A 19,204-nucleotide genomic window follows, 5' to 3' on the forward strand; every position below is an offset into this window, starting at 1 on the left:
TGGACACACTATTATAATTTTGAGAGAATACATCAATCTCTCAATTATGAGACACCCGCACATATATATTTAGGTGTAAACTCAATATAGGATAGAACAATAAATTTTAGAACGTTAGGTTTATAAAGGGTTAATTTATTCTAAATCTAGTTCTGTGGGGGTAGCAAAGTCTGGTCAAATGAAGCGAGGCTTCAAATGTCAGAAACTACGTTTCAGACCAAATGCGCAGGACTTAAGCAGCTTATGGACACTGGGGTCTTAGGCCTTGGATATCCTGTCCTTTAGTAGGTTCAAGGGTTCGAATAGACTTACTGGCGTTCGTAGATTTTGAATTCAGTGTCTTTGAAATTCCCTTCCCCCACATTTACTTTTTTATTCAATATAGTAAATGGGTTGCCTCAGTGGCTTAGTGATATTGCGTAAACTTTTACAAAAAGTTTAATCAAAAGATGGCGAGCTATGCTCACCTAAAAAAAGAAATAAATCCGCCTCAGTGGCTTAGTGGTATAGCGCGGCCTTGGTATATTTAGAAATATCCAAATAGGCCGAGGTCGAGGGTTCAATTCCCTCCTGAGGCTTTTACATTCAGAGTTCAATGCCTCTCCGAGGCTTTTATAAAACAAATAGTAATGGGGTTTGGATCCCATTCATTTTTTCAATTGGGTCTTTATTATTCAATATTCTTTTTTTCAAATACTTTATTATCCAAAACTCTATTTTCCAAGATGTGAATATTATTAAATGTTCAATTTTTTATATTATTATGGCAACAAATATGGGAGAAGATAGGCTTATTAAAAATCTTATAGAAGTATTAAGAGAAGAATTTAAAAAAGTAAATGTATCTATTAATATGGTTGAATTTGTTAGTGGTTGTCCTGAATATTTAACTTATAGGGTAAATTTTGAACATGGTTTAGGAAACCCCCTGAAAAGTGAATCTATTTTAGTTGAAACTTTAATGGGGGAGGATTACCCTTATTCAATTGATAATACACTTACCAAATATGGGAAAAACTATAATGATGAATTAGAAGATTATGGATACATGATTTTTGATGCTTATAGATGATGTTTATAGTTATTCTTAATATACCGTTTAATCTTAATTGGGCGGATTAGAACAGTGAAATTTTAGAAAAATAAAAGTATATTTTATTTTTGGGGAGTTAGATCATTATTAGTCTTATTGCCAGTTTGTGTATAAACATTTATTATTTTAGTGGTCTAAATCCCGCAGTTTGATATGGTTGGAATTTTTATTATAACAAATGACTCGTTTAATTTATGTTTAGATATTGTATTTGAATTCAGAAATATTATTAGCGAAACTTAAATTTTGTAAATAATTTAAAGACTTAATCATTGCATAAAAATGCTATATATTCCAAATATCATTTATGGGGGAAGATATACCTTAGGTTTATCACAACCAATAAATATCTACTATCCTGAATTAGGTTTACACTTTTTTTATTTGTGCAACAAAATATAAGCGAGGTTGCCAATGATAAAGAAAATGTATGTTAATAATAGCAATAAACTGAGTAAATCTGAAAGATTTACGATTATCCAATGCTGGAACAATGGATGGAAAACAACCAGAATCGCTTTGCGATTCTCTGTTTCCAGAACTACAATCTACAAAATAATTAGTAGATACAAATCAGATGGAGTATTTGGCCTTCAAGACCACCTTCCGGGCAAATTGAGAATTCCATTAAATCCCAATTTCTATGCTAATGTGGTCAATATAAGAGAAAAAACCGGCTGGGGAGCTTGTAGAATCGAAAGATATTTCAAAATAAAAGGTTTTTCAGTAAGTCATAATAAGATTAATCAAGTTATCCAATACGAAAATCTAACTAGAAAAAAATGGGCAAAAAAAGGAAACCTAAATATGTAAGCTATGAGGCAGATAACATTAATGACCAGTGGCATATTGATTGGAGTATTGATCCAATGTCCAAGAAAAAGTTGCTTGCAATTATAGATGATAAATCAAGATTTATCGTTTATGTAGGATTATTTGATGAAGCTACAGCAGAAAATTCTGCTGTAGGTTTGCAAAAAGCCATAAATACATATGGCGCGCCAAAGGAACTAATCAGCGATAATGGACTTCATTTCAAGAAATCACATAAAAATAAAGTACCCTGTGCACCATTAAAAATCGTCGAAGAAAAATATAGCGTAAAGCACATTTTTATTCGTCCATATTATCCACAAAGTAACGGTAAAATAGAGAGATGGTTTGGGTCATATAAAGGTGAATTTCCATTAATGAATCATCCAGATGTTAAGGATTTGCACACTTGGACACACTATTATAATTTTGAGAGAATACATCAATCTCTCAATTATGAGACACCCGCACATATATATTTAGGTGTAAACTCAATATAGGATACTTATATACTGGAGACTATACTTTTATTTTAGAATAACAGCGTGTAAGTACAATGTAGAGAGTGGCTGTTATAAATGGAGAAAATACAAAATGAGAGATTTTAACAAAGGAGGAGACCGTGGTGGTTTCCAAAACAGAGGCGGCTTTCAAAATAGGAGTTTTGATGGTCCAAGAGAAATGCATAAAGCAACATGTTCAGAATGTGGTAAAGAGTGCGAAGTGCCTTTTAAACCTACTGAAGGAAAACCGGTTTTTTGCAGAGAATGTTTTCAAAAGAAAAGACCTAAAAGATTTTAATTATTGATAGTTAAAATTCTTAGAAATTTAATTTATTTTTTATTTATTTTTTAGGCGCAAGACACATTAACCGATTTAAGGTTTTTTTGTGTCATCTTTGCCTAATAATCCCCCGTGATAATTACTGATGTATGGATTGGCATTGCCTTCTATAGTGTAAGAGATTAAATTTGCTATTCTTGAACCAAGTTCCAATGTGAAAGGCTTATTTGTTAGGTTGATTAAACCAGCAGTAAGTTCACCTGAATATCCTGGATCTACCAGCCCTGATAATAAAAGCAATCCTGACCTAAACAATGTTGTTCTGGAAATTATGATGCAAGCGATTTCTTTAGGGAGATTTACTTTTTCAATTGTTTTTACAATATAGTATTCATTTGGATAAAGAGTTACTTTAGCAGGGTTATTTTCTTCGTATTTTCCTAGTAAATGTGTTGAGGGTGTTTTAGTTTCATCAATAAATAAAAATCCTTTTCCAGTAAATTTATGTATTTCCCCAATTCTCAAGTCAAATGAAACGCCGCCTTTTTTATTAAGCTCTTTTTCACTTATTTTTTCAATCAATTTTTGTTGAGTTACAAGTTCCTGGAGTTTATCAAAGCCGAGCATATTTATTTAATTTTGTCAGATGTTATTAATATTTGTGTCCAAAGATATATAAATTCTAAAATTAATAATCTTATAAAATGAAACGTGAACATTGGTCATCAACATTAGCATTCATATTTGTAGCAGCAGGTTCAGCTGTTGGTTTAGGCAATGTTTGGAGATTTTCGTATATTGTTGGTCAAAACGGCGGCGGCGCTTTTTTGATACCTTATACATTATCTGTAATTTTAGTTGGAATTCCTATCATGTTATTAGAGTTGGGGATTGGTCGGTATTATGGTGGGGGTATAATCTCAAGTTTAGCCAAAATAAAACAATATAGATGGTTAAAATATCTTGGTTATGTACCTGTTATAATTGTTTTTTGCATATTAAGTTATTATGCCGTTATAATGGGCTGGACTTTAGCATATACTGTTTTTTCATTAATTGGTATTGAAATTATATTTACACAATTTTCAGCAGGATATTTACCGCTATTATTCTTGTTTATCGTGATTATTATTATTATGTTCATTCTTCAAAAAGGCATTAAAAATGGTATTGAAAAAACGTGTATAGTTTTGATGCCGCTATTGTTCATATTTTTATTTTTATTAATATTAAAAAGCGTTACATTGCCAAATGCAATGGATGGCATAAAATATTTTTTAACTCCTGATTTATCAGTTTTGTTTAATTTGAATATTTGGTTAATTGCAATTGGACAAACTTTATTTTCTTTATCTGCTGGCGCAGCTATTCTGATCACTTATGGTTCATACATGTCCCGGAAAGAAGAAATTGTGGGTTCAACAGTTATTGTTGCATTGACTGATACAATTTTTGCATTAATGGCTGGTTTTGCTATTTTTCCAATGATATCGTCATTCAATTTAGACTCTACTGCAGGTCCAGAACTTGCTTTTATTACATTACCTAAAGTCTTTGCATTGTTACCATTTGGTAATTTATTTGCAACTTTATTTTTTTTAATATTGTTTTTTGGTGCATTAACCTCAGCCATTTCATTATTGGAAGTAGTTATTACGGCAATTTCAGATGAATTTGGTTATTCAAGAAACAAATTAATTTTAAGTTTTGGTGCCTTAACTTTTTTATTAGGGATACCTTCTGCTTTAAGTTATACTAGTTTGGCCATTTATATATTTGAAATGCGTTTTTTAGATTTTATGGATACTTTATTTGGTACAATACTTTTACCAGTAAGCGCATTAATTATCATTATAGGTTTTGTGTGGTTTAATCATAAAGATAAAATATTGGCGGAAATAAATAAAGGTACATCGTTCAAGATAGGCAAATATATGTTCAGTCTTTGGAAATATGTGATTCCAGTTGTTCTTATTGTTCTGCTGGTTGACTTGATTGTGTCTATTTTTTGAAGCTTAATTACTACTAATTTATTTGTTGATAATTACGTTTCATTTTGCAAAAGCATCACAGTAAAACGTAACATATTTAAGCAGCATATAATCTTATCAATAATATGGATTACAAAGTAAAAAGCGTATTAGTGTGCAGGAAAAAAGATCCTTTGGCAGATGTTGAGGGAGATATGCCATATATGGTGGAGATTAAATTGTTTAATGTTAATGATCCTCATAAAACAATTGAGGTGCCATTTTTACATTTAGAGTATAATAATGTAATGAGTGTAGTGTTTAAAGGGTTAGAAGTTAAGTATCTTCCCCGGGGATCTGATTTAGTTCTTAATGACTTGGAAAAAGTTTCAATTAGCAAAGTTCGTTCTAAAGTGCACAATAATTATAAGATTGTAATTGAGTGAGTTTTACCCTCGTTTGTTTTTGGTCAAGCTCACAAGAAATGCCAAAACCTTTCTGTGTCCTGAACTAAGTTCAGGGGTTTTTTAAAAAAGGTTGGTGCATATTGCTTATAAGACATTGATTGAGTAATTTAAATTATTAATTAAAAAAATTATAGAAAATATCTATTTTCTTTTTTTAAATGCAAATACTAGCGCGCCCAATACAATTATAGCACCTAAAACATAAATTAGCATGTCTATTGGGCTAATATCTCTAAGCGCCCCTATTACTGCACCTGTGATTGAATTACCATTATTTTGACTTGTACTTGCTTCTGTGTTTTCATTATTATTTAATATTCCTGTTAATATTTGCGCATATAAGTTAACGCTGTTTTCATTAACTGTGTTTATTCTTACTTGTAAATCATTAATACCATCTTCATTTAAATCAAATCTTTTAATATCTCCTGAACTTAATTTTGCTAATTGCGGAGTACTTTGCACTACTAATGTAACAGAATCTTTACTTAATTCTATGATTTTTATTGTGTGTGATTCAGAACCAAAATTAAAGTTTAAATTATCCCCTACTGATAAGCTAGTGTCAAAACCATTGATTAGCTGTGCTTCACTTAAGCTGATGATTTTAGTTTCATCTTTATTTTTATTTTCTGTTAAAGCAGTTTCATCATTTAATATTGTTCCAATAGTTGAAACGCCTAAACCACTTCCTACAGAATTAGTTGTAGCTTGGATTTCTATAGTTATTGATAATGGATTTTTGTTTAAATATGTAAATTTAATATCATTATTTTCAAGACCGGCGATTCCTGATTCTATGCTATGGGTTCCGGCTGATAATTTCGTTTTATCAACTTTAAAATAGATTATTACTTCTCCGTCTGTTGATACATCGGTTGTATAACCATTGTATCCATATCCATAATTATACCCATAGCCATATGTGTTCCATACTGTGTTAACTGTTTGATAAGAATTTCCATATCCATAACCATAGCCGTATCCATAAGTGTTTGAATATACAGCTTTATTTTCTATACTCGTAATTGTTACTGAATCACATTTAGCGCTTGCATTTGATAATGGTGATTCACTTAAATCATTGATTTTGAAATAACAGTTTTCACCATCTATTTTAACATTAACTAATTCTAATGGTATTTGATCATTTGTGTGGATATCTACTATAGTTTTATAATTTACAATGTTTCCAGAAACAGATTCTTGTATTAATCCTACTGATACTGCACTTGCTGGACCAGCTAATAATAATATCCCTATAATAAAAATAGTAAATATTGTTGAATATCCATTTTTTGATAGTCTTTTTTGTTTAAACATTTTAGGATTAATTAGTTTTTAATGCTATTCTTATTTACTTTAAATGCTAGTATTTAAAGGTTGCGGAATAGTTGATTTTATTTACATTGAATGATTTAAAAATCAGTTAAAGATGAAAACGAACCGGGTGCATTTGTAAAGGCAATGGTATTGTGGAATAATCTGCAGGCACAACGAATCTTTGGAAATGTAAATATTACTGTTTAATTATTAAAAATCCAATTATCTCATTTTACAGATACTTTTATAAACTCTTATTTTCCGCAATATATATTACAATGGTTAAATTAATTGTAATGATTCCGGCATTTAATGAAGAGGGCGTGATAGCTAACGTTATCAGAAATATTCCGCGAAATGTTAGTTCTATAAAATCGGTAGAAGTTCTTGTAATGGATGATAAATCTACTGATAATACTGTTAAAGTATCTAAAAATGCTGGGGCTGATTATGTAATAACCAATGAAGTCAATCAAGGACTTGGTCAGAATTTTAAAAAAGGCATTAATCACGCATTAAGGCTTGGTGCTGATATCATTGTTAATATTGATGCAGATGGTCAATTTAATTCTAAGGACATACCTAAACTGATTCAACCAATATTAAATAAAGAAGCTGATGTAGTTACTTGTTCAAGATTCATAGATCCATCAATTGTAAAGAATATGCCTTTTAGGCGAAAAATTGGCAATTTATTATTTGCTAATATTATTAATAGGATTACTGGGCGTTCTTTAACTGATGTTTCATGCGGATTTAGGGCATATTCACGTGAAGCTGCACTTAGATTAAACTTATTTGGCAGTTTTACATACACACATGAATCAATAATTGATTTAACTAATAAAAATATGAGGATTAGTGAAATTGCTTTGCCTGTTGTTTATTTTGAAGAACGCAGGTCACTTATATCTGGAAATTTAATTAGTTATGGAGTTAGAAGTTTGAACATTATGATTCGGGCTACAAGGGACACACAGCCTTTATCTTTCTTTGGACGTCCTGCTTTGTTATTATTATTTATTGGTTTAATAGGTATTGCTTTTTCATTTGGTTATTGGTTAATATATCATGCAACAACTCCTGTTCGTTTCCTGTTTCAGGTTTCTGTATTCTTAGCGGTCTTTGGAATTAGTCTTGGAATACTTGCTTTACTTGCAGATATGCTAAAGACGATTAAAATGAATCAGGAAGAGATGATTTATAGAATGAAAAAGGGAGAGTATGGGGGATGAAACGGGTTTTTATAATTCAAAATACTCCATTAAATGAACCATTACCTCTTTCAATTTATTTAACTGGTTTACTTAGTAATTTCAAAAGTGATGATAAATTTGAAATTAATTTGATAGTTGCAAAATCAAAATCAATTTCTACAAATATTAAGAATATTTGTAATACAATTTTTCAAATAAAAAGTTCTACCTATTCTATAAAAGATAATATTAAATTTAGTTTGAAAGTTAGTTCAATTCTTAAAAAAGAGAATTTATTAAAAAAAATAGATATAGTACATTGTTTGTATCCTAATTCTTCATTGATGGGGGCTGTTTTGTTTAAGATATTGAATAATCGCAAGTTAAATCTGATTTATGATGTTAGAAGTCCATGGATTGATATGAGCATACAACGAGGATTTATTAATTCTTATTTTTCAGAAATATTTCGAAAGTTGGTATATCTCCAAGAAAAAATTTTATGTAAATGTGTAGATAAATTTATTTTCATTAGCGAAGGATTAAAAAAATATTATTCCCAAAACATTTCAATGAATAAATACCAAAAAGTTTTTATCAGTCCTTCAGGAGTTGATTTAAACTTATTTAAGAGAGTTAAAACAAATATTAGACAAATCCATGGAGTTAAAAAAGACGAGGTGTTGATTGGTTCAGTTGGGGGAATAGCAAAAGTAAGAAAACTAAATGAGTTTTTACATCTCTTTAAAGACTTAGTTACAAAAAATAAAAAAGTTAAACTAATGTTTGTTGGTGGTGGAGACGATTTAATTAACTTAAAGCAATTAACTAAAAAACTAAATTTAGAGAGTTATGTTATATTTACTGGACAGGTTGAACATAAAGAAGTGCCAAAATATATCTCTGCATTTGACTATGGTCTATCTCATATACCTAATATATTTATTTATGAAAATAGTTTTCCGTTGAAAGTATTGGAATATTTAGCATGTGGTGTTCCTGTGCTAGCATCAGAATTGAAAGCGCATAGAGAGATAAGTAAACAATTGAAAGGAATTTATGTTTATAGAAATTCTGACGACATTTTAGGTTTTATTAAAACTACTAGAACTTTGATTAGACAAGACATGAGTAGATGGGACTGGGTATATCTCGCAAATTTATATAAAAATAATTGGGAGTTCTTATGAAAAAAGAAAAATTAATATTATTATTACTTTTTATTATTTTATTAGGGCTTTTTTCTTTTTTATTTAGTGTAAACAATAGATATATTCTTTCGGAAGATTTGCCTAATCTAATTGCAAATGCTAAAGCATTAGATGATTTTTCATCACCAGCAAAATCTCCTTTTTTTGAAAATGGTGAACCTGATTTTCATGCAACTTATACTACTGCTATAATCTCACTGTTGGGAAAATGGGATATAACTTTTATATCAATTAAGGATAAATTTTATTTTTTAAATTCGGAGTCTTTAGAACTACTATTAAATTATATTTTTTTTGGCATTTTTAGCATTATATTATTTATTTTGTCTGCTTATATTTTTGCTGCTAAATATTTTAACAATTTTAAAAAGGCAATTCTATTCCTGATTATTCTAATTTTTATAGTAGAAGTTCCTTTAGTTAGGTGGAGTGGTATTTTCTCATTGCATGGAATTAGCTTTGGTGCATTTTATTCGCAATTGTTTAGCATTTCTTTTCTATTTTTAACATTTTATCTCATTTTAAATTATAATCGGGATCATACTTTTTCTAATTTATTGTTAATACCTTTTTTTTTATTTATTAGTTTTATATCCCATCCATTGACAGGATTAATCTCGTTTAGTTTAACTATATTTTACTTTTCTCTACAACATTTTAAATCACGGAATAATCAATATTGCGCAGTTCTAATTTTAATATTCTTATCATTTTTTTTGAGTAATTTTTGGATTTATGTCTCTTTTTTTAAAGTAATTAACTCAATTATGCCATATCCATTAGTTTTAATAATTTTCATATTTATTATTTTACTCAATTATTTATTTTGGAATTTTAAAGGATATTTCCAAAAAATAGGATTTAAACTAATAGATAGTCAAAAAATTGTTAAAATGGGAATATTTTTAACTTTTATTATATATGTTTATTCAATTTTTTATTTTAAACAATATATCTATAAAGATATGGTATATTATTGGTTAATTAGCTTTTTTCCATTTATATACGCAGGTATATTTCTTTCTTACAATTATTGGGTAGATTATTTAAATGATATAAGAGACAATTTTTCTTTGTTACTTATAATTTGGTTTTGGGCTTCTTTAATGTTATTTATTATTGGTTTAATTGGATTTCCAGTAAAAGTTTTTTGGAGATTTTTATTTTTAATAAAAATTCCTTCTTCCATATTTATAGCTGATTCTGTTTATAGTTTTCTAAAAAATAAAGCCAACTTGTTTTATATTGGACTTGCTATTATGATTATTGTTTTGTCTACTATGAACATGTTTTCTGTAATCTTAAGTTCAGATACTGCAAAATATTTTAGAGAAGTTCCACCAGAATTTAAATTGAGTGGGATGATTACTTCAGAAAATGGGATTATTTTATCTGATCAATATACTAGTTATTTTATTTCTTCTTTAACAAATAATTATGTATTAGCAATTCCGTCTGATAGAATAAGTGATTACGAGCAGGAAAGAAATTCTAAGTTTATCAATATAATTCAATTTCTTTTTTCTAATAATGCTACATGTACTGACTTTCAAAAATACAATATTTCTCAAATCATACTTAATAAATTTATTAGGCTAGATGGTGAAAGGGTTGCAAAAGCTATTGATTATTCAGAGATGAAATATAATCTGGTGAAAAATTGTAATTTTAAACTAAATAAAGAAGATGCAAATTTTATAATAATTGGAAAAAATGAAACCCTCAATTAAACACCTAATAACAACAACTATCCTCTTCGCAATAATCCTACTTCTGTTCAATTATCTGAAAAACAATTTAAGTGATTTCAAGCAATTAACTCTTGTAAATCCACTTTATTTATTTGTTTTAGTATTGATATTTATGGCCGGCATGATTTTGAACGGATTTCTTTTAGATTATCTGATGCGTCCGTTTGGCTTAAGGTTGAATCTAAAAGAAATAATAGGTCTGCCTATAATAACCAATTTTTATAACTTAATCACTCCATTTAGGGGCGGTGCAGGTATTAGGGCAGTATATCTAAATAAAAAGCATAATTTCCCGTATGTGCATTTTCTTGCAACGCTTGGGGCAATATATGTAATTTTATTTTTAGTAAATGGCTTAGGGGGTATACTCAGCATGATTTATATCTGGCTAAGTTATAACATATTTAATTGGATAATTTTTTTAGCATTTACAGTTTTTACTTTATTTTTAATTGTAATAATAATTCTATCCCCTAAATTGCCTAAAAGCAAAAATAGTCTAATAAATAAATTTATCAAAGTAATTAACGGCTGGCACTTGATTAAAGATAATAAACAAGTATTGTTTATCACAACTATAATCGGTTTAGTGCAGTTAATATTAGGCGCTATCAATACTATGATTACATATAATTTATTTAGTATCCAGATAGATTTTTTTAAAGCATTATTTATTGCATCAGTAGGTTCACTATCAATACTTGTTGCAATCACTCCCGGAAATCTAGGCGTTGGCGAAGCAATAAGCATATTCTCTGCAAATTTAATCGGAATACCATTAACAGAAGCAATTGCTGCAACTATTTTATTAAGAGCAATAAATCTTGCAGTAATTTTAATCTTAGGACCTATCTTCTCATATATATTAATCAAACATGAAAAATAGCATAAAAGAAATTGTAGGAAAAAGCTTTTACCAGTTATTGCTAGTTTATTCTGCATTGATACTGGCAATTAGTTTAAACCTGTTCTGGAAATATACTTATCATTTTGAACTTTTTGCTTTAATTATTGCTATTCTTGGAACTTTTGAAATAAGAAGATTAAACACTAAAAGTATAGATAAGAGATTATTATATTCATTATTTATTTTAGCTATAGTTTTAATCTTGCTAACAAGAATAATTCCCTATTTAGATAACAATATACCAATTGGTTATGATGCGGGGATTTACAAATATGGAATAGAATCTTTTGCAAAGGATTTTTTTAATGCAGATTCATGGGTAAAAGGCGCATTAGAACCGGGATTTTTATACCTAACAACTTTATTAAAATTACTTTTTAACACACAAACCATCCTAATTAGTTTTTTTATATTATGTAATATTTTACTTGGTTTTTCAATATATAAAGCTGCAAAAGAATATTTTAATGAAACTTCTGCAATTATTGCATTAATGCTCTATTCGGTTTCATCAATACAATATTTGGTTTTTACTTATCTATATTATAAAAATATATTAGGATTAAGTTTTATGCTGTTTGCATTTTATTTTTTAAAAAGAGAAGATAATCTAAGATTTATTATCTTCGGAATATTAACCGGGATAATCCATAGACCAACCTTTTATTTATTTGGACTGTCATATTTAACATATACAATTTATGATTATAATAACATTAAACAAAATATAAAAAATGGGATATCAATTTTAATCTTTACAGCAATATTTTATATCGGCTTTTTTAAAGAATCAATATTGCCATTGATTAAGCCAGTTGCAGAATCTTTTATTTCTCCTGGTTCTTCAGCAGGCACATTTATTAATTTTTTTACTTACCAGTATTCAACTTTAGCATATCTTGCATTTTCAATATTGGGATTTTTTTATCTTATTCAATTTAATAAGTTTAACATATTAACATTTTATACTGGAATCACCGCAATAATAGTTTATTTTCAGTTATTTTTCTTTAATAGATTTATCATTCATCTTGATATTGCGTTGATTATTCTTGCAGGTGCCGGTTTTAACCAGATTATAACCCGAAAATTAGGTTTCTTAATTACTCTAATTTTACTTTTTAGCGCAGGTTTTGTTACAATCAATCACGCTATAAGTACAAATTCTTTAATAAATCAAAATGAATTAGAAACGATAGTACATGTATCAACATTAGAAAAAGATGCTTATATAATGACTACTAATTCAATTTATTCACCATGGGTCTTAGGATATTCAACTAGAAAAACGATTGCGCCAGGACTTTTTAATTATAATCTGCATAATAAAGAAGAATGGACTGAGTTCTGGACAGCCGATAATCAAACAAAACTAAATGAATTTATGGACAAATATGAGCAACCTTTATATATCTTTATTGGGGAACAACAAAAAGATAACTTAAAACAGTTTGATAATTGTATGCTGCCAGTTTATGAAAAAGAATCAAACGTAATTTACAGGTATATTTGTTAAAATAATGGAAAAAAACTTAGCAATACGGAACTCAACATCAGAATTTTTAATCTTTACAGTTAAAGCTAATGACGATTCCATAGAAGTAAAATACGCAGATGACAATGTTTGGCTTACTCAAAATATGATTGCTAAACTCTTTGATAAGGGCAGAAGCACCATAACAGAACATTTAAGTGCTATTTATTCGGAGGGAGAATTAGATAAAAATTCAACTTGTCGGAATTTCCGACATACTGCTTCAGATGGTAAGGAGTATAATATTAAATTCTACACAAAAAATGAAAACTAAAAAATTAAAAACAAATAAGCTAGTATTAATTATTGGACTGATTCCCTTAGTATTAATTTTATACTTAGTTAGTCAAAACTATATATTCTCTCATGAGATAGAGTATTTATATGATATTGGAAATGGAAATGAAAATTATTTATCTCCTGTTGATAGAATTTCTGAACCGATAAATACTGAATATCGGGAATTACAGGCAGATTTAGTCTATTTTGATGCGGAAGTGCCAAAAAACGCAGAATCAATTACAGTAACAACAAAATTAAAGAATATTAAAAATCAAAAGATTAGTCTTGGCGCAAAAGATAAAGAAGAGTGGCATTATACTTACAAACCGCTTGAAAATTATTTAATTGAGACACAAACTATAACTCGTAATGGGAAAACTTATGTTTCAATATCTTCTGATTCAAATATATGGTATGTTGTAGATACAATTTTTAATTTAGAGCAGGATAAACTATTCATTAAGGACAATAAGTTAAGTTTAGTATATCATGTTCCTAAATTAGTAAAGACAAATAGCATACCAATTGACTGGATAAATATTAAAATAAAAACGAAAGGAATAATTTAATGAAACCAATATTTAAGAAAAACAGTGCCGAAATTGTAAATTCTTTATTTCAGTCTTTGTTAGTTACATATTTAATATTATTATTAATTGAAGAATTACAAAAAGGTTTTGTTTCAATTTATTTAAATTTAAATTATTTATTAATTCTTGTAATAATTGCAGGCATTTTAGATGTATTTTCAGAACAGCCAAAGCTAAAGAAAGAAAAAGCCACTAAAAAAGATTATGCATTAATTATATTTTTAGGTGTTTTAGGTTTTGCTATAATTAAGTATAAGACCTATGCTTTAGGTTGGATATCATGGTTAATTTCAGCAATAGCAGGAATATTAATAATATTATTATCATTTTTGGTGCTTGAAGAAGATGAAAAAAAACCATAAAACTATTTTAAAAATAGTATTAATTATTTTATCAACCTTATTTATATTAAGTTTAGTAATTTTATTTTTTTCAAAATTAGATCTAATTAGTTCTTTTAGGATTGTTTTTGGTTCAGTTTATGTTTTGTTCTTGCCTGGATTTTTAATATCGTATTTATTTTTTCCAAAAACATCCGAATTAGAAAAAAAAGGATCAATCGATTGGATTGAGAGAATAGCTTTATCTTTTGCTTTATCAATTGCAGTTGTGCCTTTATTTATATTTTATTTAAATCTTTTAGGCCTGAAAATTACTGCATTAAATTCAGTTATTGTAGTTTTAATTATTATTTTACTTAGTTTAGGGATTATTTTTAGGAAAAAGAAATTAGAAAAAGTTCTTGCCTCTTCTCTTAAATACTAGGGGGTATTATGAGATAAAGAATTCTTTAAGGCAAGAACTTTTATAAAAATTATAAAAAAAAGTAAGGGTTTACCTTACTATTTCTATGCCTAATTCTCTACCGAATTCAGCGCGCGTAGCAGCGGCTTGTTTTTTATCCATTTTACCTAATATCCATGGTGATTTAACACCAGTTATAATAGTCATAACAATTAATCTGCCTTTTAGATTGTCAGAAACCCTTGCGCCCCAAATAACGTTTGCATCATCATCTAATGATTCAGTTACTAGTTCACCAACTCTATTTATATCTTCAAGAGTCATGTCCGGACCTCCAGAGATATGGATTAAAGCGCCAGTTGCACCTTCATAACTAATATCTAACAATGGATTGCTTAATGCCCCTTTAACGGATTCTTCAACTCTGTTATTTGTATCAGATGAACCTACTCCTATTGAAGCAACACCGCCAGAGGTCATTATTGCTTTAACGTCTGCATAATCTAAGTTAACTAATGATGGAATTGCGATTGTTTCAACAATACCTTTAATCATAGTGGCAACTAATTCATTTGCAACAGCAAAAGCTTGTTGTACAGGCAGGTTACCCGCAATTTGAACAAGTCTGTTGTTATCGATAACAATAACTGTATCAGATACTTGTCTTAACTGTTGTAATCCAAATTCAGCTTTATCAACTCTTGCCCTTTCAATTTTAAAAGGCATTGTAACTGTTCCGATAACAATTGCACCAGTATCTTTTGCTACTTGCGCAACAACTGGAGCTGAACCTGTGCCTGTTCCTCCGCCCATTCCTGCGCATACAAATACCATATCAGCGCCTTTTAAAGAATCTTTAATTTCAGCTATACTTTCTTTAGCTGATTCAGCACCTTTTTCAGGGAAACCCCCGCAACCTAAACCTCTTGTTAAATCTTTACCGATTAAGAATTTTCTATCTGCCTCAGTAATATCTAAGTGTTGTTTATCTGTGTTGCATGCAATAATTTCTGCACCGCGAATCCCTTTTTTGTATAACCAACTAACCATATTGTTACCGCCGCCTCCTGCGCCAATAACTTTAATATTAGCTTGTCCAACATTGAATCCAGATAAATCTGTACTGTTTTTCATAGCGTTTTCCACCATAAATTCCATCATTTTTTCCATCCCCCTTAATTCTATTTTGTTTGAGCTTGAATAGTCCAGTATAGTAAAATTTATATATTACTAATACAACTATCTTAGTAGAAACAGTTTTTAAGATCGCCAAATCTTACTTACGCCAAGAATCAACTTTGTTAAAATTTTCAAATCGCCAAATTTGAAAAATTTAATATTTGTTTAAAAGTTAAAATTCTTATCTTTTTTTAAGTTGTTCTTATATTTAAATCTTTTTATTTTATAAAATTTTATTTTGTTATCATTTTTATGTAGCAGTTTTAACATTTTATTAATCTATTCTCAAGTGTTAGTTTAGTTTTTTTAGAACATTTTAAATATTCATATTCTTTACGTTTTTATAATGGTCCAAATTATTAAAAAAAATATGGATTCTGGTTCAAATGAACAAGGAAATTCTGCAGGGGTAAATGCATTACTTCGGGGCGGGTCGCCACAACAACATTTTTTAGGTTCATTATGGGATAATTTAAAGTCATTTAACCCCTTTAAAGAAAAATATGAGATTCTTAATGATAATTTTATTATTTATAATGGCAAAAAATTGTATCAGATAAGGGCTCTTTATGATTTTTTATCTGTAAAAAAAGGGAATCTTGGAGGATATGTTGAATCGAAATTAAACCTTTCGAATAGTGGGACTTGCTGGATATATGATAACGCAAAAATTATGGGTGGCGCACAGGCATTTGGCAATGCCCAAATCTTAGATAATGCTGTTGTTTTTGATGGAGCATCAATTTCAGACAATGCTAAAATTAGTGGTGAGGCATCTGTTTATGAGTTAGCTGTTGTTTATGGTAATTCAGAAGTGGCTGATAATGCTGAAGTTTATGGAAATGCTCATGTATATAAAGAAAGCAAAATTTTCGGGCATGCTAAAGTTTGGGGAAATGCGGAGATATATGGTGAGTTGCCTGAAGGTGTAAAAATACATGGTTTTGCTAGTGTATATGGCGGGGCAAAGGTTTATGGCATGGCAAAAGTTTATGGAAAGGCCCTGGTTTATGGTTTTAAGGTTGAAATAATGGGCTTGGCAAAAGTTTATGGTGGTGCTGAAGTTTCCGGCAGAGCTTTGATATATGATGAAGCAGAAGTTTTTGGTTCTGCGCGTATTTTAGGCCATGCAAAAATTCATGGAAAAGTTAAAATCAATAAAGGTAATGTTACTGAAGAGATTTATTGATTAATTTTGCGTTCTTAACTTGGTAAATGCCGGTGCACTCGTTTTCCATAATTTTTTTAGCGTCATTAATTTCTAGTTTTTTCGTGAAGTTTGGCCCGTCAATAACTAATGATTCAAATTCACCGCCTTCACCTGCAACATTTATCCCGGGTATTTTTGCTAAATGGTCTATGAATTCATTTGTTATTTCTCTACCCAAGTCTTCTTTAGTCAAACCTTCTGCAGCAATTGAGCCAATTATAACCTTAAATCCTTCATTTATCAGTTGTCTCATTTCAACTTCTTGATTCATATGCCATAATGGAGAAAAGCTCTTTAGGCCAATTTTATCGCAGATTTGTTCAATACGTTCTCTTTGGTAGTTTGAAAATAATGCCCCTGTTACAATACCTTCAATTTTATATCGTTTTTTAGCTTTATTTAATGCCTTTTCAAGATCTTTAAGTTCATTTTCTTTTTTGCCTTCTGTTTTTTGTTCTATAATCGGTATTTGAAGTGATTCGGATTGTAATTTTGCAAGATTTATGTTTGGCGTATGAAACATATATGATTCTTTATTGCTGCTTATTATAGTAATCAGACATTCTATCTTATAATTTTGTTGCTGCATTACATATAAAGCATAGGCGCTATCTTTGCCTGAGCTGAATAATGCGCCTAATTTTAGATTGTGTTTTGGATAGAACTTTCTTAAATATTCGGAAATATATTTTAATTTGGCCTGCTTTGTTAATTTTTTTAATGCTTTGTTCATGTTGCTTCCATACTGGGCAGCCCGTTTTTTTCTCATTGCATATTTTTCAGGCAGGCCCATTTTTAGCGCCGTTTCCCTTAGTATCAGTTTAGTAATCTCTCCTTTTATCTTATATTTTGAAGGTATCCTTATAGCATATTTAACAAGTTCAAGATTAAGGAAAGGTATCCAATTTTCTAAAGTATTATACAGTGCAATTACATTGTCCCTGTAAAGATCTCTTTCATATATTTTAAGCAATCCTGATAAACATTCTTTGTTAATATCATTTGATTCTTTATGTCTTTGATATCCGGCAAATATTTCTTCTGAACCTAAACCGCTGACAATAATATAACATTTATCTTTGCTTGCTTGTTTGCACGCTGAAAAAAAAGTCAATGCAACTCCAACTTTGGTTGTGTCTGTTGATTCTATAAGGGGCACTATTTCCTTTAAAAGTTTAGGAATTTTTGATGTTTTAATTTTTATTATTTTGTGATTTAAATTTAGTTCTTTTGCAAGCTCAACCGAATACTTTAAATCTTCTGGCTCTTTGAGGTTTTTATCGTCTAACACTGTAGTGTAACATTTAAAATTCGCACCTGCCTTTTTTAGCATGAGCGCAAGTAAACTTGAATCAATGCCTCCTGAGAGCAGCAGGCCAATTTTCCTTTTTTTGTCAAGTCTTTCAACGAACGCTTTTTCCAATAGGGGGATTAATTTTTGTATTATTTTTTCTTTGGTATCTTTAATTTCAGGTTTTATATCTAAGAATAACCTTTTTTTGAACTTTACAATTTTAGTTTTATGGTTATAGATTAAAATCTGTCTTGGATTTAATTCTTCAATGTTAATATATCCTAATTTTTCTAATGCTTTTTTTTCAGAAGCAAATGCAAGACCATTATGCGTAGAATACCAGATTGGGAGTTCTCCAATTATGTCTCTTGCAAGGTATAATGTTGTGTTGTTTAAGTATGAAAAAGCATAAACTCCCTGAAACTCGTTTATTGCATTTATACCTTTTTTATCAAGTAAAATATGCATCATGTCTGAATCATTTCGGGGTTTTACATTATATTTTAGGGCTAGTTCTTTCCAGTTATACACTTCGCAATTTGCTGCAAATACTGAATTTTTTCTTATCAGCGGTTCTTTTACAAAACCAATCATTGCATATAAACAATGGCCGATTGCGTAGTCATCTTTATTGTAAACACCCCTGGCGTCTCGGCCTCTATACTCAATTAAGTCTAATCCCTGATTTGCGAGTTTTTTTGCTTCTTTATTTCCAAATATGCCAATGATTCCGCACATTAGAAATAATTATATGGAGATTTGTATAAAAAGGTAATGGTTATAAATAATAAATTATATCATTATTGCACGTGGCATAATATTCTTAATTTAATCGGCAATACGCATGGCATTAAGAT

20 protein-coding genes and 2 tRNA genes are annotated in these 19,204 nt (G+C 29.3%); 18 read left to right on the plus strand and 4 right to left on the minus strand.

Annotated elements, in window-relative coordinates; translation table 11 throughout:
* Positions 1-154: 154 nt before the first annotated feature.
* The 6 genes from J4418_02445 (at position 155) to J4418_02470 (ending at position 2,707) form a co-directional block, all read left to right on the plus strand.
* Positions 155-363, plus strand: a tRNA-Leu gene (locus J4418_02445).
* Between the two features lie 124 nt (positions 364-487).
* Positions 488-578: transfer RNA gene (locus tag J4418_02450), tRNA-Thr, on the plus strand.
* 185 nt (positions 579-763) lie between these two features.
* Positions 764-1,072, plus strand: coding sequence for a hypothetical protein (locus tag J4418_02455; protein ID MBS3112914.1), 309 nt, complete (start codon positions 764-766; stop codon positions 1,070-1,072).
* 435 nt (positions 1,073-1,507) lie between these two features.
* On the plus strand, positions 1,508-1,906 hold the full coding sequence (locus tag J4418_02460; GenBank protein ID MBS3112915.1) for a helix-turn-helix domain-containing protein: 399 nt from the start codon (positions 1,508-1,510) through the stop codon (positions 1,904-1,906).
* Positions 1,876-2,406, plus strand: coding sequence for a transposase (locus J4418_02465; GenBank protein ID MBS3112916.1), 531 nt, complete (start codon positions 1,876-1,878; stop codon positions 2,404-2,406). The genes J4418_02460 and J4418_02465 overlap by 31 nt, the downstream gene beginning before the upstream one ends.
* A gap of 94 nt (positions 2,407-2,500) precedes the next feature.
* The gene (locus J4418_02470; GenBank protein ID MBS3112917.1) at positions 2,501-2,707 is read left to right on the plus strand and encodes a DNA-directed RNA polymerase; all 207 of its coding nucleotides are present in this window, start codon (positions 2,501-2,503) and stop codon (positions 2,705-2,707) included.
* 75 nt (positions 2,708-2,782) lie between these two features.
* Here the strand turns inward: J4418_02470 and J4418_02475 are convergent, their stop codons facing one another.
* On the minus strand, positions 2,783-3,316 hold the full coding sequence (locus tag J4418_02475; protein ID MBS3112918.1) for a hypothetical protein: 534 nt from the start codon (positions 3,314-3,316) through the stop codon (positions 2,783-2,785).
* A 77-nt stretch (positions 3,317-3,393) separates the two neighbouring features.
* On the opposite strand from J4418_02475, the gene J4418_02480 reads away from it, so the two are divergent.
* Both J4418_02480 and J4418_02485 read left to right on the plus strand, forming a co-directional pair.
* On the plus strand, positions 3,394-4,701 hold the full coding sequence (locus tag J4418_02480) for a sodium-dependent transporter (protein MBS3112919.1): 1,308 nt from the start codon (positions 3,394-3,396) through the stop codon (positions 4,699-4,701).
* A 104-nt stretch (positions 4,702-4,805) separates the two neighbouring features.
* Positions 4,806-5,105 carry a hypothetical protein gene (locus J4418_02485; protein MBS3112920.1) on the plus strand — a complete coding sequence of 100 codons (300 nt, stop codon included), beginning with the start codon at positions 4,806-4,808 and terminating at the stop codon, positions 5,103-5,105.
* Positions 5,106-5,267: 162 nt separating this feature from the next.
* Here J4418_02485 and J4418_02490 read toward each other — a convergent pair whose 3' ends face one another.
* Complete coding sequence (locus J4418_02490) at positions 5,268-6,449, minus strand: hypothetical protein (protein ID MBS3112921.1); 1,182 nt, start codon at positions 6,447-6,449, stop codon at positions 5,268-5,270.
* Positions 6,450-6,727: 278 nt separating this feature from the next.
* Here J4418_02490 and J4418_02495 point away from each other — a divergent pair, with 278 nt between their 5' ends.
* From J4418_02495 to J4418_02535, 9 genes are read left to right on the plus strand one after another with little or no spacing between them, the layout of a single operon-like run.
* Positions 6,728-7,684, plus strand: a complete 957-nt coding sequence (locus tag J4418_02495) for a glycosyltransferase family 2 protein (GenBank protein MBS3112922.1) — start codon at positions 6,728-6,730, stop codon at positions 7,682-7,684.
* The gene (locus J4418_02500; GenBank protein ID MBS3112923.1) at positions 7,681-8,835 is read left to right on the plus strand and encodes a glycosyltransferase; all 1,155 of its coding nucleotides are present in this window, start codon (positions 7,681-7,683) and stop codon (positions 8,833-8,835) included. The genes J4418_02495 and J4418_02500 overlap by 4 nt, the downstream gene beginning before the upstream one ends.
* The gene (locus J4418_02505; protein ID MBS3112924.1) at positions 8,832-10,586 is read left to right on the plus strand and encodes a hypothetical protein; all 1,755 of its coding nucleotides are present in this window, start codon (positions 8,832-8,834) and stop codon (positions 10,584-10,586) included. The genes J4418_02500 and J4418_02505 overlap by 4 nt, the downstream gene beginning before the upstream one ends.
* On the plus strand, positions 10,570-11,493 hold the full coding sequence (locus J4418_02510; protein MBS3112925.1) for a flippase-like domain-containing protein: 924 nt from the start codon (positions 10,570-10,572) through the stop codon (positions 11,491-11,493). Before J4418_02505 ends, J4418_02510 begins: the two co-directional genes overlap by 17 nt.
* Complete coding sequence (locus J4418_02515) at positions 11,483-13,030, plus strand: glycosyltransferase family 39 protein (GenBank protein MBS3112926.1); 1,548 nt, start codon at positions 11,483-11,485, stop codon at positions 13,028-13,030. The genes J4418_02510 and J4418_02515 overlap by 11 nt, the downstream gene beginning before the upstream one ends.
* A 4-nt stretch (positions 13,031-13,034) precedes the next feature.
* The gene (locus J4418_02520) at positions 13,035-13,322 is read left to right on the plus strand and encodes a phosphoribosylaminoimidazolesuccinocarboxamide synthase (protein MBS3112927.1); all 288 of its coding nucleotides are present in this window, start codon (positions 13,035-13,037) and stop codon (positions 13,320-13,322) included.
* Entirely contained in the window at positions 13,312-13,899 is a 588-nt protein-coding gene (locus J4418_02525) for a hypothetical protein (GenBank protein ID MBS3112928.1), read from the plus strand. Before J4418_02520 ends, J4418_02525 begins: the two co-directional genes overlap by 11 nt.
* Positions 13,899-14,282, plus strand: coding sequence for a hypothetical protein (locus tag J4418_02530; GenBank protein MBS3112929.1), 384 nt, complete (start codon positions 13,899-13,901; stop codon positions 14,280-14,282). The genes J4418_02525 and J4418_02530 overlap by 1 nt, the downstream gene beginning before the upstream one ends.
* Positions 14,266-14,685 (plus strand): DUF1616 domain-containing protein, encoded by a 420-nt coding sequence (locus J4418_02535; protein ID MBS3112930.1) that lies wholly within the window; start codon positions 14,266-14,268, stop codon positions 14,683-14,685. Before J4418_02530 ends, J4418_02535 begins: the two co-directional genes overlap by 17 nt.
* A 69-nt stretch (positions 14,686-14,754) precedes the next feature.
* Here the strand turns inward: J4418_02535 and ftsZ are convergent, their stop codons facing one another.
* A complete protein-coding gene (gene ftsZ / locus J4418_02540) occupies positions 14,755-15,822 on the minus strand; it encodes a cell division protein FtsZ (protein ID MBS3112931.1) in 1,068 nt (355 codons plus the stop codon).
* A gap of 367 nt (positions 15,823-16,189) precedes the next feature.
* Between ftsZ and J4418_02545 the strand changes: the two genes are divergently transcribed.
* Positions 16,190-17,032: a hypothetical protein gene (locus J4418_02545; GenBank protein ID MBS3112932.1), complete on the plus strand. Its 843-nt coding sequence runs from the start codon at positions 16,190-16,192 to the stop codon at positions 17,030-17,032.
* On the opposite strand, the gene J4418_02550 is transcribed toward J4418_02545, so the two are convergent.
* Positions 17,013-19,085, minus strand: a complete 2,073-nt coding sequence (locus J4418_02550) for a diphthine--ammonia ligase (GenBank protein MBS3112933.1) — start codon at positions 19,083-19,085, stop codon at positions 17,013-17,015. The two genes, J4418_02545 and J4418_02550, sit on opposite strands and share 20 nt — an antisense overlap.
* Between the last annotated feature and the right edge of the window lie 119 nt (positions 19,086-19,204).

The sequence above is a fragment of the Candidatus Woesearchaeota archaeon genome (assembly GCA_018303425.1).
GTDB lineage: Archaea > Nanobdellota > Nanobdellia > Woesearchaeales > JAGVYF01 > JAGVYF01.